Origin of the sequence: Natroniella sulfidigena (assembly GCF_023223645.1) — a bacterium.
GTDB classification, from domain to species: domain Bacteria; phylum Bacillota; class Halanaerobiia; order Halobacteroidales; family Halobacteroidaceae; genus Natroniella; species Natroniella sulfidigena.
In genome coordinates this window covers 225635-239769 of the sequence record NZ_JALKBY010000001.1, presented here as the reverse complement: position 1 = coordinate 239769, position 14135 = coordinate 225635, and the positions used below count along the sequence as shown (strand labels likewise).

The following is a 14135-nucleotide window of genomic DNA, read 5'->3' as shown; positions in this document are numbered from 1 at the left end:
CCCTATTTTTAATGAATCTTATCAACTGCTGTGAAAAAAGCCACCTCAAATCAAGGCAGCTTGTAAAGTTATTCTAAATAGTTATTCTAATTCAGGATAAGAAGTACTTTCTAGTAACCTAATTCGATTCAAAGGCCAATAAACCCAAAAGGCCTTCCCATCAATCATATCATAAGGAACATAACCAACTATAGATTCCATTCTACTGTCTGAACTTTGATTTCTATTATCACCTAAAGCAAATACATGCTCTTCAGGAACTTGATAAGGCCCATAACTTCCTCTCATCTCTTCTGGAAGATAATCTTCATTAATTTTGATTCCATTAATAATTAATTCTCCAGAATCAATCTTAATCTCATCACCTGGCAATCCAATGACCCTCTTTATATATCTATAATCAGGATTTTGTTTAGGTTCTAAAACAATTATCTCTCCACGATCAGGCTCCCTAAAATTATAGGTGAACTTATTAACAAATAATCTCTCTCCACTATTTAATGTAGGATCCATCGAATGTCCTTGCACAACAAATGATTGGACTACAAAAGTTATAATGAAGAAGGCCAAAACCCCTGCAATTACAACTGATTCAACTAATTCTTTAACACCTTCTTTAGTTACTAGCATAATGGCCTCCCATTGCCTTAATTTTCTATACTATCTTGAGGTTCATTATCCAATCTACCAATTGCTCTTTTAGTAACCTCAATCTCTATATCAGGAGCAATCTTTAATTTCAAATCCTCTTCATCACCAATAGCAGTAATTGATCCTTTAATCCCTCCAATTGTAATCACCTGATCTCCTACTTCCAAATCCGATAACATCTCCTGATGTTCTTGTTGCTTTTTCTTCTGCGGCCTAATAAACAAAAACCAAAACACAGCAAAAATACCTGCCCATATCAATAAATTTACTAATAGATCCATCATCATCCCCCTTTATTTTTTTACATTTCTATTTTTATATTCATTATCTCTTAAATAAATCCTTTATTTAATTACTTCTTTTCCTCTTTGATACCATATTTTTGATAAAATTCAGCTCTATACTCTAAAAATTGATCATTTTCAATACTTTTTCTGATCTTTTCCATTAAGTTAGTTAAAAAATAAAGATTATGATAAGTAGTTAGTCTAATTCCTAACACTTCCTTTTGTTTGATTAAATGCCTAATATAAGCTCTAGTATAATTTTGACAAACATAACAATCACATTCAGGATCCATAGGAGTAAATTGCCGTTTATAAGTTGCATTTCTAATCGTTATCCTTCCTTGACTAGTAAATACCGCTCCATTGCGAGCTACTCTAGTTGGAAAGACACAATCAAACATATCTACTCCCCGCATCACACCTTCAAAGAGATCAAAAGGTGTTCCTACCCCCATTAAGTACCGTGGCTTATCTTCCGGTAATAAATCTGGCGCATAATCTAAAACTTCTAACATCTCTTCTTTAGGCTCTCCTACACTCAATCCTCCAATAGCATAACCTGGTAGATCAAATTCTACTATCTGACGAGCACTCTCTTCTCTCAACTCCCGATACATTCCTCCTTGCATAATTCCAAATAAAGCTTGATCATCACGTCCATGCTGCTCAATACATCTTTCTAGCCATCGTGTCGTCATCTCTAAAGAATCCTTAACATATTCTCGATCAGCTTCATAAGGCGGACATTCATCAAAAGCCATGATGATATCAGCCCCCAATGCTTCCTGAATCTCAATTGAACGCTCAGGACTGATAAAATGTTCAGAGCCATCTAAGTGTGATTTAAAGGTAACTCCCTTTTCAGTAATTTCATTCATATCGCCTAAGCTAAAGACTTGAAACCCTCCACTATCTGTCAGGATAGGTCGATCCCAATTCATAAACTGGTGCAAGCCACCTGCCTCTGCAATTAATTCATGACCAGGTCTTAAATAAAGATGATAAGTATTTCCCAAAATAATTTGAGCATTAATCTCCTTTAATTCCTCTGGTGTCATTGTCTTGACTGTGGCCTTCGTTCCCACAGGCATAAAAACAGGCGTCTCAATCATACCATGTGGAGTAGAAAACTCCCCCACCCTTGCTTTAGTATCATTACATGTTTTATCTAATTTATATTCAAAAGTCATTTGATTTAACTCCCTTCAGTAATTTCAGTGTATAGTGGATAGTTGATAATTGATAATTGATAGTTAAGACCACTAGAAAGATTTTAAGTTTTTGAATTTAACTATAAACTATACACTATCAACTATCAATTATAAAATCAGCATTCCATCTCCAAAGCTATAGAATCTATACTCTTCTCTAACTGCTTGTTGATATGCCTTTAAAGCCAACTCTTGGCTAGCAAAGGCACTGACTAACATTAATAAGGTAGATTGTGGCAGGTGAAAATTAGTGATTAAAGCATCTACTACCTTAAATTCATATCCTGGATAGATAAATATATCGGTCCAACCCTTCTCTGGTTTTACAGTGCCATCTTCATCAGCCACAGTTTCTAAAGTTCTGGTCGAAGTTGTTCCAACACTGATCACCTTCTTGCCTTGCTCTTTAGTCTGATTGATCACTTCAGCAGCTTCTGGAGATACTTCATAGTACTCTGAATGCATATCATGCTCCTCAATCTCATCTACCTTGACAGGTCTAAAGGTACCTAAGCCGACATGTAAAGTAATGTCAATAATATTAACCCCTTTAGCCTTGATCTTATCTAATAGCTTATCAGTAAAGTGAAGTCCAGCAGTTGGTGCTGCTGCAGCTCCTCTTTTTTGAGCATAGACAGTCTGATATTTATCAGCTTCTTCTAACTCTTTAGTAATATAAGGCGGTAAAGGCATATTGCCTAACTTATCTAGTATTTCTTCAAAAACACCTGTATATTCAAACTCAACTACCCGACCACCAAAGTCAGTTTCTGCTTTGACTTCAGCAATCAACTCTCCAGTTCCAAAGACTACTCTAGTACCTACTCTAACTTTTCCATTAGCCTTAACCAAGGTCTCCCATCTATCTAGTTCAACTCGATTTAATAATAAAAATTCAACCTTACCACCTGTCTCTTCCTTATGGCCAAATAAGCGAGCAGGAATAACTTTAGTATTATTTCTGACTAAGGTATCTCCAGCTTCAAAATAATCGATGATCTCTTTGAAGATTCTACCTTCAATCTCTTCTTTTTCTCTATTAATTACCATTAATCTAGATTCATCTCGTGGTTCCATTGGTTCTTGGGCAATTAATTCATCTGGTAGTTCAAAATCAAAATCTTTAACCTTCATCTGCAATTCCTCCACTATCCTCTTTATTTTCTCCAATTTCAACATCTGTATAATAATGTTTTAATATTTCTCGATAGTTGGCCCCTTCTTTTACAGTCATTTGATAAGCTCCCCACTGGCTCATCCCTACACCATGACCCCAACCATAACCCTTGAACAAATACCGTTGTTTAGGAGTCAGATTATACTCTTGATCAAGCCAACTAAAATTAAAATCAAAGTCGAAGCTATCATCAAACTGATTAAACTCCAAAATATTTTCTCCAATAATAGAAAAGTTAGTACTCTTTAATTCTAGCCAATCTCTAATTTGTGAATTATTAACAATATATTCATCATTTTTAGCATGAATTATAACCTCTTTAGCTCTTCCTGACGGGCCAACACCCTTTAGTGAAATCCCTTTCAGCTTAGATATCTCCAGTCCGTTGGCCCTTAATATATCTTCAAGCTCATCTTTAGTATATTCTTCTTGCCAACTATAATGTGGAGATAGTTCATCATTTGACACTACACTCTTTAAATAAGGACTACCCCCATTCCAAACAGTAGAGGAGTTAGCAGTCTTACCTCCCGCAGTAGAATGATAAACTGCTGAAATCAACTGATCATCATATGTAATAACTTGACCTTTCGTCTCTGCAACCGCCTTAATTGTTCGCTCAGTTTCAGCACTGACCCCTCTATAAACTTGACATTTTACAGTATTAGATAAATTATACCCTCTACTTTGATATTTATTTAAATTTCTTAAGGCATAAGTTCGAGCAACAATTGCCTGAGCTTTCAAAACTTCCGTTGGCCAACTAGAGATAACCTCACTACCTACTACACTAGCTAAGTAATCACTCATTTTAACATGATTAATCACAATCAATCCAGCTGCTGAATTTAAAATTTCTATATCTCCGCGATATTTTTGACCATTAACCTCAATTAAGTCATCACTTTCAGCTGTCCTAAAAAGAATTTGCTCCTTCTTAAAATTATTATTACCATCTTTACTCAAATAATCATCTTCTCTACTAATTTCATATCTTGATTGAGACAATAACTTCTCTTTATCATCTGCATTTAAAAGTTCAAATCCTGATTCAGCTTCTAATTTAACCTCTTCAACCCCATCTAATAAACCAATCTTAATTACTTTTTCCTCAGCATTGGCTGGACTTATAGCTACAACTAATAATATAAGCACTACTAAAACTTTAATTTTCAACTCAATCAAGCCCTTCTATTTTAATAATCTAAACAGTAATGAGAGTATCACACTAAGCAGTATTGAAGTTGTAATCGGTAAGTAAAGGCTAAAATTTCCTCGTTGAATATGAATATCACCTGGTAACCTACCTAATGGAAAGCCTAATCTAACTATCAATCCTCCCACAATTAATAAAACTCCTAATAAGATTAAAAGACCTCCACCATCTCTCATTCATCCGTCACCTCGATTCCTAAATGCTGATAAGCCAACTTAGTTGCTATTCTACCCCGTGGAGTTCGATTTAAATAGCCAATCTGTAATAAATAAGGTTCATAGACATCCTCTATCGTCTCTTCTTCTTCACTGATTGCTGCAGCTAAGGTAGATAAACCAACCGGACCACCGGCGAAGTTTTTAATAATCACATTCAAAATCTTACGATCGACCCTATCTAAGCCTAATTGATCAACCTCTAATCGTGCTAAAGACTCTTGAGCAATCTCCTCAGTAATGATTCCATCACCCTCTACCTGAGCAAAATCTCTAACCCGCTTTAAAAAGCGATTAGCAATTCTAGGAGTTCCTCGTGAACGCAGGGCAATCTCTTTTGCTCCTGTTGGTTCAATTCCTACTTGTAATACCTTAGCAGCTCGCATGACAATCCGTTGTAACTCTTCTGTTGTATAAAATTGTAATCGACTGATCACCCCAAATCTATCCCGTAAAGGTGAAGATAAATTCCCAGCTTTAGTCGTTGCCCCAATCAAAGTAAAATGAGGCAAGTCCAATCTGACTGAACGAGCACTAGGGCCATTGCCAATCACAATATCTAACGCATAATCCTCCATACTAGGATATAAAACTTCTTCAACAATTCGATTCAAACGATGGATCTCATCTATAAATAAGACATCTTGTGGTTTTAACTTGGTCAAAACAGCAGCCAAATCGCCAGGCTTTTCAATAGCTGGCCCAGAGGTAGTCTTGATATCAACCCCCATTTCAGCTGCAATAATATTAGCCAATGTCGTCTTCCCTAATCCAGGAGGGCCATATAATAAAACATGATCTAAAGCCTCTCCTCTCGCTTTAGCTGCCTGGATGAACACCTTAAGGTTCTCTTTTACCTTTTCTTGTCCAATATATTCATCTAATCTATTAGGGCGTAAACTGTATTCTAAATCCTCTTCCTTTTGAGTCGGAGAGATAAATCTATCCTCCATTTCTGCACCCCCTTAACTTAAATCAGCTAGAGCAGTTTTAATTATTCCTTGTACATCCAACTCCTCATCTCTTTGAGCTACCTTAAGTACTACTTTACGTGCTTGCCCCTGCTGATAACCCAAACTAACTAATGCTTTAATAGCATCTTCTGCTTTAGTATCAACTTCTGTTTGTGAAAAATTAGCGTCTTCTTCTATATTATCAAGCTCTACTTTTTCTTGCAACTCTAAAATCAACCGCTTAGCTGTCTTATTTCCTATTCCTTTGACCTTCTTTAAGGTTGCAACTTCACCATTGAGAATTGCTAACTTAAAGTCTCTACTTGAAATAGTAGCTAAAATATTTAAAGCAACTTGCGGGCCAATCCTAGAAACACTCAATAACTGCTCAAAAGTCTCTAACTCTTCTAAACTAGAAAAACCATACAAACTAATTTTATCTTCCCGAACATAATTATAAGTATGTACTTGGACTTCATTTCCCACTTCCGGTAGTTTATGACTTAAACTAGCCGGAATATAAACCTTATAGCCTACTCCTCCTACATTAATTATGATATAATCAATTCCTGTTCTAATTAACTCCCCTTCTAAATAAGCAATCATTATTTGTCCTCCTTAATTTACTCCCATTGCTAACTTCAACATGGAGAGTAAATTTTCCTGTCCAAAAGAAAAAACAGCCTATAAAGACTGTTTACAACAACTATTAATCTCTAGCACTAGCAAACCCTTCTAAGATTCTAAGTAATTCCTCTTCACTTTCAACCTCTAATCCTACTTGTAAACTCTCAATATCTTCTTCAGAAAGATGTTCTAAAGGTATTTCTTCCATCACCTCTACTAACTCTTTTTCTTCTAAAGCATCCCCTTTATAAACTGCTACTTGACCATCTTTCATCCCTAAAAAGAACTTATCTTCTACTTCTTCCTCTAATTTTTCTTCTGTATCTTGCTCTTCTAGCTGTTCATTGAATTGATCATCAGTTGGTTGTTCATCTTTCATTTCCTCTTGGTCTTCAACCTCATCAGTTAAAATACCTTCTGTATCAAGTTTCAACTCACTTTGTTGATTTAGATTCAACTGCCAATCTTGCTGATCTATTTCATTAAATTCCAACTCAATCTCCTCTTCTGAATCCAAATCAATAGAAGAATCTAATTTTTGCTCTATCCGGTCTTGTTCTTGCTCAATCAAGTCCTTAAGCTCAAAATTCTGTTCTTCATTTAATTCCACCTCGGAGATCTCTTCGTTTGAATCTGATTCAGTGACATAATTTAAGGTCAAGTAAGTCAAACCAGCAACTGCCACAATCAACACAGGAATTAATAAGATATTACGAATCAATTTCATATTTAATCCCCCTACTCCTAATTAATACTAGCATAACCAATTTTTAAATAAATTATTAATTTTCAAGGGGATTTTTCCATCTAAAAATAGGATTTAGCTCTTACTTAACCTTGGACTTAGACTTAAACTTAATTATATTTCATCCTGAATATCTTCCATTACTTCATCTGGAATATCAAAATTAGCATATACATCCTGAATATCATCATGATCCTCTAACTGATCCATTAATCTCAATACTTTCTTAGCATCAGTCGAGTTATCTAATACAATTTCATTTTGAGGGATCATAGCTATATCTCCACTATCAAACTTATAACCATCTGCCTCCATTGTCTTTCTAACTTCTTGTAAGTCTCCAGCTTCAGTTAGAATCTCTACACTATCTTGATTAACATTAATATCCTCTGCCCCTGCTTCTAACGCAGCAAGCATCAATTCATCTTCATCAATCTCAAATTGACTACGATCAATAATCAATTGTCCTTTCCGATCAAACATCCAGGAAACACAACCATTCTCTCCTAAGTTTCCATCATTTTTAGATAATATATGTCTAATCTCAGAAGCAGTACGATTACGATTATCGGTCATGATATCCATATATAAGGCTACTCCAGCTGGAGCATAACCTTCATAAACAAATTGTTCATAATTGACCCCTTCTAAATCACCAGTTCCTCTTTTGATTGCCCGTTCAATATTATCCTTAGGCATATTAGCATCTTTAGCTTTTTGAATTGCTAAATCTAAATCATTATTAATTTCAGGGTCGCCACCACCTTCTCTAGCAGCAACAGTAATTTTTTTAACTAACTTAGAAAATAACTTTGCCCTTCTTTTATCTTCTTTTGCCTTTTTATGTTTGATGTTGGCCCATTTAGAATGTCCAGCCATTATCTTCTACCTCCTTTAAATTGATAACTTAAGTTTAAGTCTAAGGTTGAGGCTAAATCACCCATCTAAAAGATCAAGTTCTAGTTTTTACTCAGACTTAGACTTGAAATCAAACTTAATTAAAATTCACCTTATTATTTTAACATAGATTTTTAGCTTTTTCAATCCTATCATTAGCCTCCACTTCCTTGTTTTAAAGTATTCTAGTCCAATTAAATAAATCTAATCTAAAATAAAAAAGTTGCCTCTGGCAACACATTTCCTTACTGATAAGGAGACCAGGTTAAAACCTGGTCTCCTTTTTCAATCATATTTATCTAATTTTTCTCATTAAAAAGATTAAGATTACTACTATAGTCTCTTTTCTCAGCTAAAAAATCCAAATGAAGTGTTTCTAGATATAACATCCAAGGTGATTTTGGGGAGGTAAGGTTCAACTTCCTTTCATCTAAAATCTTCAAATAAGAATTACACTTTGAACAGTGGTTAACAATCAACCCATCATTACCTTCTACATAAAAATAGTTCTGCTTACCTTTGGAAAATTGCTCTCCACAGCTAGAACAATGTAACCTACTATACAGCCAATCTGTATCACAAAGAGGACAGAAAAGAGATTTGGCCCCTGCGGAATTTTGAGTACCAAAAGTATCATCTCCAGCAATAAAATGTCCGATTAAAGGAGGCCAACCACAGAGAGGACATTTTTCTTCTTTCCATTCCCCCTGCTCAAGGTAGCGTTGATAAAATTGACTATACTCTTTTAAGAATATTCGTAAAGACTGAAGCAACACAAGTAGCAGTGAAGATATTGGAATCTCTTTTTCAATAGTTAATTCCTTAATCACATCTTCTTGTTGTAAAATCATCTTTCGCCCAAGTTGGCCCCAAAACTGATTATCTTCAGCTAAAAGTTGATTAAATTGCTTACTTAAAGAATCATCTTGCTTATCAGGTAACAATTCACAAACTTTAGAAAAAGCAGTTTTAAACAATCTTCCTTCTATCTTTGGAGTTTGGAGATGAAATAAAGGAGTCTTCTTCTCCTTATGCTCCTTAATAACTTCATCTGCAATTATCTCTTTTTCTACTTCAAACTCAATCTGATTAGTTATATCTTCTGTTTCTGTAATGAATTTGATCAATTCGGTTGGTAATTCAACCATGTTCAATTTTAGTTCAGTATTCAAATTAAATCAACCCCCTTTGATTGTTAAAGAGGAAGGTTTGAATCTCAACCTTCCTCTTTAATGATTAATTAAACCAATATAATTGAGCAGTCAATATCTCATATCGCAAGAGAAATGCCTCAACTAATATTATCATTGCAGCTAATGTAATCAGAGTCGATACTTTCGGCATATTAGCTGGATTAACCCGTTCATGAAATAAATCTTTAGCTAAAGGAGCAAGAATAACTATAGCTATTATACTCAATAAAAAGCCAATTACTTGACCCGTCACTTGTCCTGAAGATAATAATTCAAGATTAGTTAATGCTAAAATATTAATAAAGACTACATTAACTACTATTTTAATAATAACTGTTGCTATAGTTGCTCGAGCCATAAGCCCTAAAGTTCGCTCTTTAACATCACCAGCAGAAGTAGCCACAGCAAGCAAGACAGCCAAACCAGCAGCAGCAGATGAAATCATAAACAGAACTCCTAAATAAGGAGTAGCTCTCCACAATGGAACAGCGGTATGGCTTAATAGATTTCCTGTATAACCAGCAACTAAAAAAGAAAAAGGTAATGCAATATAGGAAAATAGTTTACGCAATCCATCTTTCCAACCTAGATACCAACTTGCTGCACTAAGAAAGACACAAATAGTAAAGACCGTACTTATCCAAGCTCCAAGAGAAATGACTGATGTTGAATTGAAATTAGTCATTACCCGCCAAAAACGAAAAGTCTGACCCAAGTGGATTGCTAATATCAACAGAGCTATTGGCATTAAAACCAAACTAGTGTAGGAGGCATATTTTTGCAATCTCTTATACTTGCCCTTACTAAAGATTTCTGCCATAGTCCCGCTAAAAAAAGTACCAGCAGCCAATCCACTCAAAACCATATAACTAGCAATACTAAAACCCCATTCCATCTTAACTAACCTCCTTTTCACTAGAATTACTTTCCTCATCGTCTGCTTCTAAATCTTGCGGTTCTTCTTCACTGTTGAAGAATAGATAATAAGGAATTGCTGTTAACAAACCAGTACCAAAGAGTATGTTGGCCCACTTAGCTAACCAAAAAACATCGTTATCAGTAAATGTTGGTTTAGCAGGTAAGCCATAAGTTTCTGACGGTTCATCTAAGATATAAAAGACATTCAATCCCGACAATTCCTTCTCTCCATAGACATAAGCTTCTGTTCCTTGGCGAGCTAAATGATTAACCCTAGCTTTAGCATCATTAAGCAACTCTGCTCTATCTCCAAAAATAAGTGCCCCAGTAGGACAACTACTTACACAAGCTGGCTGTAATCCATTACCAATTCGATCTCTATCACCCTCATTACAAAGGTGACATTTTGCTACGGTACCTGCTGTTTTACTATACTGAGGTATTTGATAAGGGCAAGCTGTAACACAATTTTTACAACCAATACACTCATCTCTATTAATTATAACTGCACCAGTTTTATCTTTCCGATAAATCGCATTTGCAGGACAAACTGCCATACAGCTAGCATCAGTACAATGCTTACAAGTATCTTTTCGAAATAAAAATCTTAATCCACCATCTGTTTGCTCTATAAATCTAACTCTAGTCCAAGTTTGAGCACTCAATCTAGTAGGATTTTCATACGAGCCTTCAAATTGAGTTAGGGTTGCTTCTAGGTCATTCCAGTTCTTACAAGCAACCTGACAACCCCGACAACCATGACATTTACTAACGTCAATAAGTATAGATTTTGGCATTATCCCAACCTCCTTACATTAACCAGGAAGCCTTTATATTCAGGTATCGTCGTATTGGCATCTCCTATGGTTGGTGTTAAAATATTTCCTGATCCTCCAGTAACCAATCCTTTATAGCCAAAGTGCCAAGGAATACCAACATGATGTGTTCTTTTGCCATTAATCAACATTGTCTTGACTCGAGGTGTAACTAATGCTTTAGCCTCAATCTTTCCGCGAATAGAACTGACTTCCACCTTATCACCAGATTTTATTCCTTTTTGTGCTGCTAGTTCAGTACCAATCTCTACAAAAAGTTCTGGTACTAACTCAGCTAGCCACGGAATATTACGAGACATAGCACCACTTTGATAATGCTCTGATAAACGATAAGTAGTAGCTACATATGGATAATCATCAGCTTCTCCTCTATTGGAACCATCCCAAAGCTTGACTGCTGGATTATACTGTACTGAAGAAAACTGATTTTCAGTTGGTGATTCGTAAGGCTCATAGTGCTCAGGAAACGGTCCTTCTGCTCTTAAGGCAAAAATACAGCCCACACCTTCTGGTCGCATAATGAATGGATTTCTTCCAGCTTCACTGTCAGGCTCAACTGTTGGCCCGAAGTCAGGAACATCATAACCAGTCCACTCGGAACCATCCCACCAAATATAAGCCTTTTCACTGTGCCAAGGTTTACCATCTAAATCAGCCGAAGCTCTATTGTATATAATTCTTCGGTTAGCAGGCCAAGCGAAAGCCCAGTTTGGATAAACCCCCATTCCACTAGGGTCACTATTATCTCTACTCTTTGTTCTATTTTCATCATCTTCTGTAAACATACCACAATAAATCCAGTTACCACTAGCAGTAGTACCATCATCTTTCAAATTACCAAAGCCAGCAATCGGCTTGCCAGTTCTAGTATCATAACCATTTATTTCCCTAGCTACATCATTTGCATCTGGAGTAGCACCATAATCCCAATCTAATTCAAGAATTGGCTTATCTGCCTCTTTATCACTACCTTGATATTGTTCTCTAATCCGCTTAAACAACTGATCAATAATCCAAAGATCCTCTTTAGCTTCTCCAGGTGGATCTACAGCTTTCCACTTCCATTGAATTACACGTCCACTATCAGTATATGAACCTTCCTTTTCAAAAGAAACTGCTGTTGGTAACAGGAATACTTCTGTATCTATAGTCTCTGGCTCAACCCCTGCTTCTTCTTTCCAAAAAGCTGCAGTCTCTGTTTCAAAAGGATCAGCCACTACTAGCCAATCTAAATTCTTCATAGCCTCATGAACTCTATTCAGGTTAGGACTATCAACCATAATATTCTGTCCATAAGCAAATAATCCCTTAATCTTACCCTGATACATATCCTCAAAGATACCGATATGAGAATAATCTTTTCCAGCTTTTCTCTTAGATAAATAATGATAAGCAAAATCATTATCTTCATCTGCTGCATCACCCCAAAAGGCCTTAAGCTGACTGACAAAGAAGTTGGGGGTATTGACCCAAAAACCCGCATCAGGTGTTTCAGCTTCTAAGTAATCTTCTAAAGTAGCATACTCAGGTGCCGCCACTGGACTGCCTAAATAACCAGGAAGTATATGATTCAGAAGTGCCATATCAGTAGATCCCTGTACATTACACTTTCCTCGCATAGCATTTACTCCACCACCTGGTTTACCTACATTACCAAGCAGTAATTGAAGCATAGCATAACTACGTACATTTTGCGTTCCAAAAGTATGCTGTGTCGTTCCCATAGCATACAAGATTGAAGATGTCTTACTAGGATCGAGAGCTATTTCTCCTAAAGTCTCTGCTACTTCTTCAATCAATTTTCTAGAAGCTCCAGTAACTCTTGCTGCTTTATCTAAGTCATAACGAGAATAGTGCTCTTTTAAGAGTTGAAAGACTGACTGTGGATGCTCCAAGCTTAAATCCTTCTTATAATCTCCATTATCTTCCTTTTGATAAGACCAGCTAGAAGTATCATAAGAACGAGCTTCTTCATCATAACCTGAAAATAAACCATCTTCAAAAGAAAAGCCTTCATTAACTAAGAAAGAAGCATTAGTATAATTAGCTACATACTCCTTATCATAGAGTTCATTTTCTAAGACATAATTAATAATCGCACCGATAAAAGCAATATCAGTGCCTGCTCTCATAGGAACATAGAGATCGGCTTTGCTAGAACTTCTAGTAAACCGAGGATCAACACTGATCACCTTTGCTCCTCTTTCTTCTTTAGCCTTTTCAATCCACTTAAAAGAAATTGGATGATTCTCGGCAGGATTACCACCAATAATCAAAAAGCAATCACTATTTTGATAATCTGTCCAATTATTAGTCATTGCTCCTCTACCAAACGTGGGGCCAAGCCCGGCCACCGTGGAAGAGTGTCAGATACGGGCATGATGCTCTATATTTACTAAACCCATCGCTCGCATCATCTTAACTAATAAATAACAAGCCTCATTTTCTAAAACTGCTGAACCAATACTGGCAATACCTTCAGTACGATTGACTGTAATTCCATCTTCTTCTTCAACAAAAGTCTGATCACGAGTATCCTTCACTCGCTGAGCAATTTTATCTAAAGCCCAATCCCAACTCTTTTCTTCCCAATCAGTACTACCAGGAGCACGATATTTAACCTTTGTTACTCTCTGCTCATTATCAGTCCACTGACGCATTGCTGACCCTTTACTACATAATGCCCCCCTATTATTTGGATTTTCAGGATCACCTTCTGTATAAATCACTTTGTTATCTGAACTATGAACAATGATCCCACAAGCAACACTACAATAATGACAAGTAGTCGTTGTTGCAGTAGCATCAACTGTTTTCAATTCACCTGCTTGGTTTTTAGCTTGACTCACATTAAAACCTAAGCCAGCAAAAGTCGTCGTTGTTGCTGCTGCACCTGTTAACTTTAAAAATGTCCTTCGATCAACTTTCACTTCTACTCCCTCCTTACTTTTATAAGTTATTGTAAGTTGTGAATAAAATTTATTACCTTCTAAAAATCTAGACAATCTTTTATTTCAAATAAAAACTTTGATTATTTCAATATTGTTAATTTTCAGATAATTTAAATAATAATGTAAAGCTCATTTATTCACAACTTCTTGTAGATATTATATCATAACAAACTTATATTTCAAGATAATAAATCAATTTTTAGTTTTTTTGTCTTTTTTTGAATAATGTTGTCATTAGAAATAATTTAGAGAGATGTA

At 35.8% G+C, this 14135-nt stretch carries 14 protein-coding genes; all 14 read right to left on the bottom strand.

The window, feature by feature from the left end; all coding sequences use genetic code 11:
- Positions 1–81: 81 nt before the first annotated feature.
- Positions 82–630 (bottom strand): signal peptidase I, encoded by a 549-nt coding sequence (lepB, locus tag MWH28_RS01140; protein ID WP_248617423.1) that lies wholly within the window; start codon positions 628–630, stop codon positions 82–84.
- Positions 631–647: 17 nt separating this feature from the next.
- A complete protein-coding gene (gene yajC / locus MWH28_RS01135) occupies positions 648–932 on the bottom strand; it encodes a preprotein translocase subunit YajC (protein ID WP_248617422.1) in 285 nt (94 codons plus the stop codon).
- Positions 933–1003: 71 nt separating this feature from the next.
- Positions 1004–2128, bottom strand: a complete 1125-nt coding sequence (tgt, locus tag MWH28_RS01130) for a tRNA guanosine(34) transglycosylase Tgt (RefSeq protein ID WP_248617421.1) — start codon at positions 2126–2128, stop codon at positions 1004–1006.
- A gap of 129 nt (positions 2129–2257) precedes the next feature.
- Positions 2258–3283, bottom strand: coding sequence for a tRNA preQ1(34) S-adenosylmethionine ribosyltransferase-isomerase QueA (gene queA / locus MWH28_RS01125; protein ID WP_248617420.1), 1026 nt, complete (start codon positions 3281–3283; stop codon positions 2258–2260).
- Positions 3273–4502: a SpoIID/LytB domain-containing protein gene (locus MWH28_RS01120; RefSeq protein ID WP_248617419.1), complete on the bottom strand. Its 1230-nt coding sequence runs from the start codon at positions 4500–4502 to the stop codon at positions 3273–3275. Before MWH28_RS01120 ends, queA begins: the two co-directional genes overlap by 11 nt.
- A 15-nt stretch (positions 4503–4517) precedes the next feature.
- On the bottom strand, positions 4518–4718 hold the full coding sequence (locus MWH28_RS01115) for a DUF2905 domain-containing protein (RefSeq protein WP_248617418.1): 201 nt from the start codon (positions 4716–4718) through the stop codon (positions 4518–4520).
- Positions 4715–5710, bottom strand: a complete 996-nt coding sequence (gene ruvB / locus MWH28_RS01110; protein WP_248617417.1) for a Holliday junction branch migration DNA helicase RuvB — start codon at positions 5708–5710, stop codon at positions 4715–4717. The genes MWH28_RS01115 and ruvB overlap by 4 nt, the downstream gene beginning before the upstream one ends.
- Before the next feature lie 12 nt (positions 5711–5722).
- Complete coding sequence (gene ruvA, locus MWH28_RS01105; RefSeq protein WP_248617416.1) at positions 5723–6316, bottom strand: Holliday junction branch migration protein RuvA; 594 nt, start codon at positions 6314–6316, stop codon at positions 5723–5725.
- A 103-nt stretch (positions 6317–6419) separates the two neighbouring features.
- On the bottom strand, positions 6420–7064 hold the full coding sequence (locus tag MWH28_RS01100; RefSeq protein ID WP_248617415.1) for a BofC C-terminal domain-containing protein: 645 nt from the start codon (positions 7062–7064) through the stop codon (positions 6420–6422).
- Positions 7065–7196: 132 nt separating this feature from the next.
- Complete coding sequence (locus MWH28_RS01095) at positions 7197–7961, bottom strand: YebC/PmpR family DNA-binding transcriptional regulator (protein WP_248617414.1); 765 nt, start codon at positions 7959–7961, stop codon at positions 7197–7199.
- Positions 7962–8278: 317 nt separating this feature from the next.
- A complete protein-coding gene (locus MWH28_RS01090) occupies positions 8279–9151 on the bottom strand; it encodes a formate dehydrogenase accessory protein FdhE (RefSeq protein WP_248617413.1) in 873 nt (290 codons plus the stop codon).
- Positions 9152–9215: 64 nt separating this feature from the next.
- Positions 9216–10067, bottom strand: a complete 852-nt coding sequence (gene nrfD, locus MWH28_RS01085; RefSeq protein WP_248617412.1) for an NrfD/PsrC family molybdoenzyme membrane anchor subunit — start codon at positions 10065–10067, stop codon at positions 9216–9218.
- Position 10068: 1 nt separating this feature from the next.
- Positions 10069–10887 carry a 4Fe-4S dicluster domain-containing protein gene (locus MWH28_RS01080; protein ID WP_248617411.1) on the bottom strand — a complete coding sequence of 273 codons (819 nt, stop codon included), beginning with the start codon at positions 10885–10887 and terminating at the stop codon, positions 10069–10071.
- Positions 10887–13856, bottom strand: a complete 2970-nt coding sequence (gene fdnG / locus MWH28_RS01075; protein ID WP_345894734.1) for a formate dehydrogenase-N subunit alpha — start codon at positions 13854–13856, stop codon at positions 10887–10889. Before fdnG ends, MWH28_RS01080 begins: the two co-directional genes overlap by 1 nt.
- Positions 13857–14135 lie beyond the last annotated feature (279 nt).

Bases quoted from the DNA above. Each gene is read 5' to 3' on its own strand.
- ruvB (WP_248617417.1), bottom strand. From the start codon at position 5,710: ATGGAGGATAGATTTATCTCTCCGACTCAAAAGGAAGAGGATTTAGAA.
- yajC (WP_248617422.1), bottom strand. From the start codon at position 932: ATGGATCTATTAGTAAATTTATTGATATGGGCAGGTATTTTTGCTGTG.
- tgt (WP_248617421.1), bottom strand. From the start codon at position 2,128: ATGACTTTTGAATATAAATTAGATAAAACATGTAATGATACTAAAGCA.
- MWH28_RS01100 (WP_248617415.1), bottom strand. From the start codon at position 7,064: ATGAAATTGATTCGTAATATCTTATTAATTCCTGTGTTGATTGTGGCA.
- ruvA (WP_248617416.1), bottom strand. From the start codon at position 6,316: ATGATTGCTTATTTAGAAGGGGAGTTAATTAGAACAGGAATTGATTAT.
- lepB (WP_248617423.1), bottom strand. From the start codon at position 630: ATGCTAGTAACTAAAGAAGGTGTTAAAGAATTAGTTGAATCAGTTGTA.
- nrfD (WP_248617412.1), bottom strand. From the start codon at position 10,067: ATGGAATGGGGTTTTAGTATTGCTAGTTATATGGTTTTGAGTGGATTG.
- MWH28_RS01095 (WP_248617414.1), bottom strand. From the start codon at position 7,961: ATGGCTGGACATTCTAAATGGGCCAACATCAAACATAAAAAGGCAAAA.
- queA (WP_248617420.1), bottom strand. From the start codon at position 3,283: ATGAAGGTTAAAGATTTTGATTTTGAACTACCAGATGAATTAATTGCC.
- MWH28_RS01080 (WP_248617411.1), bottom strand. From the start codon at position 10,887: ATGCCAAAATCTATACTTATTGACGTTAGTAAATGTCATGGTTGTCGG.
- MWH28_RS01115 (WP_248617418.1), bottom strand. From the start codon at position 4,718: ATGAGAGATGGTGGAGGTCTTTTAATCTTATTAGGAGTTTTATTAATT.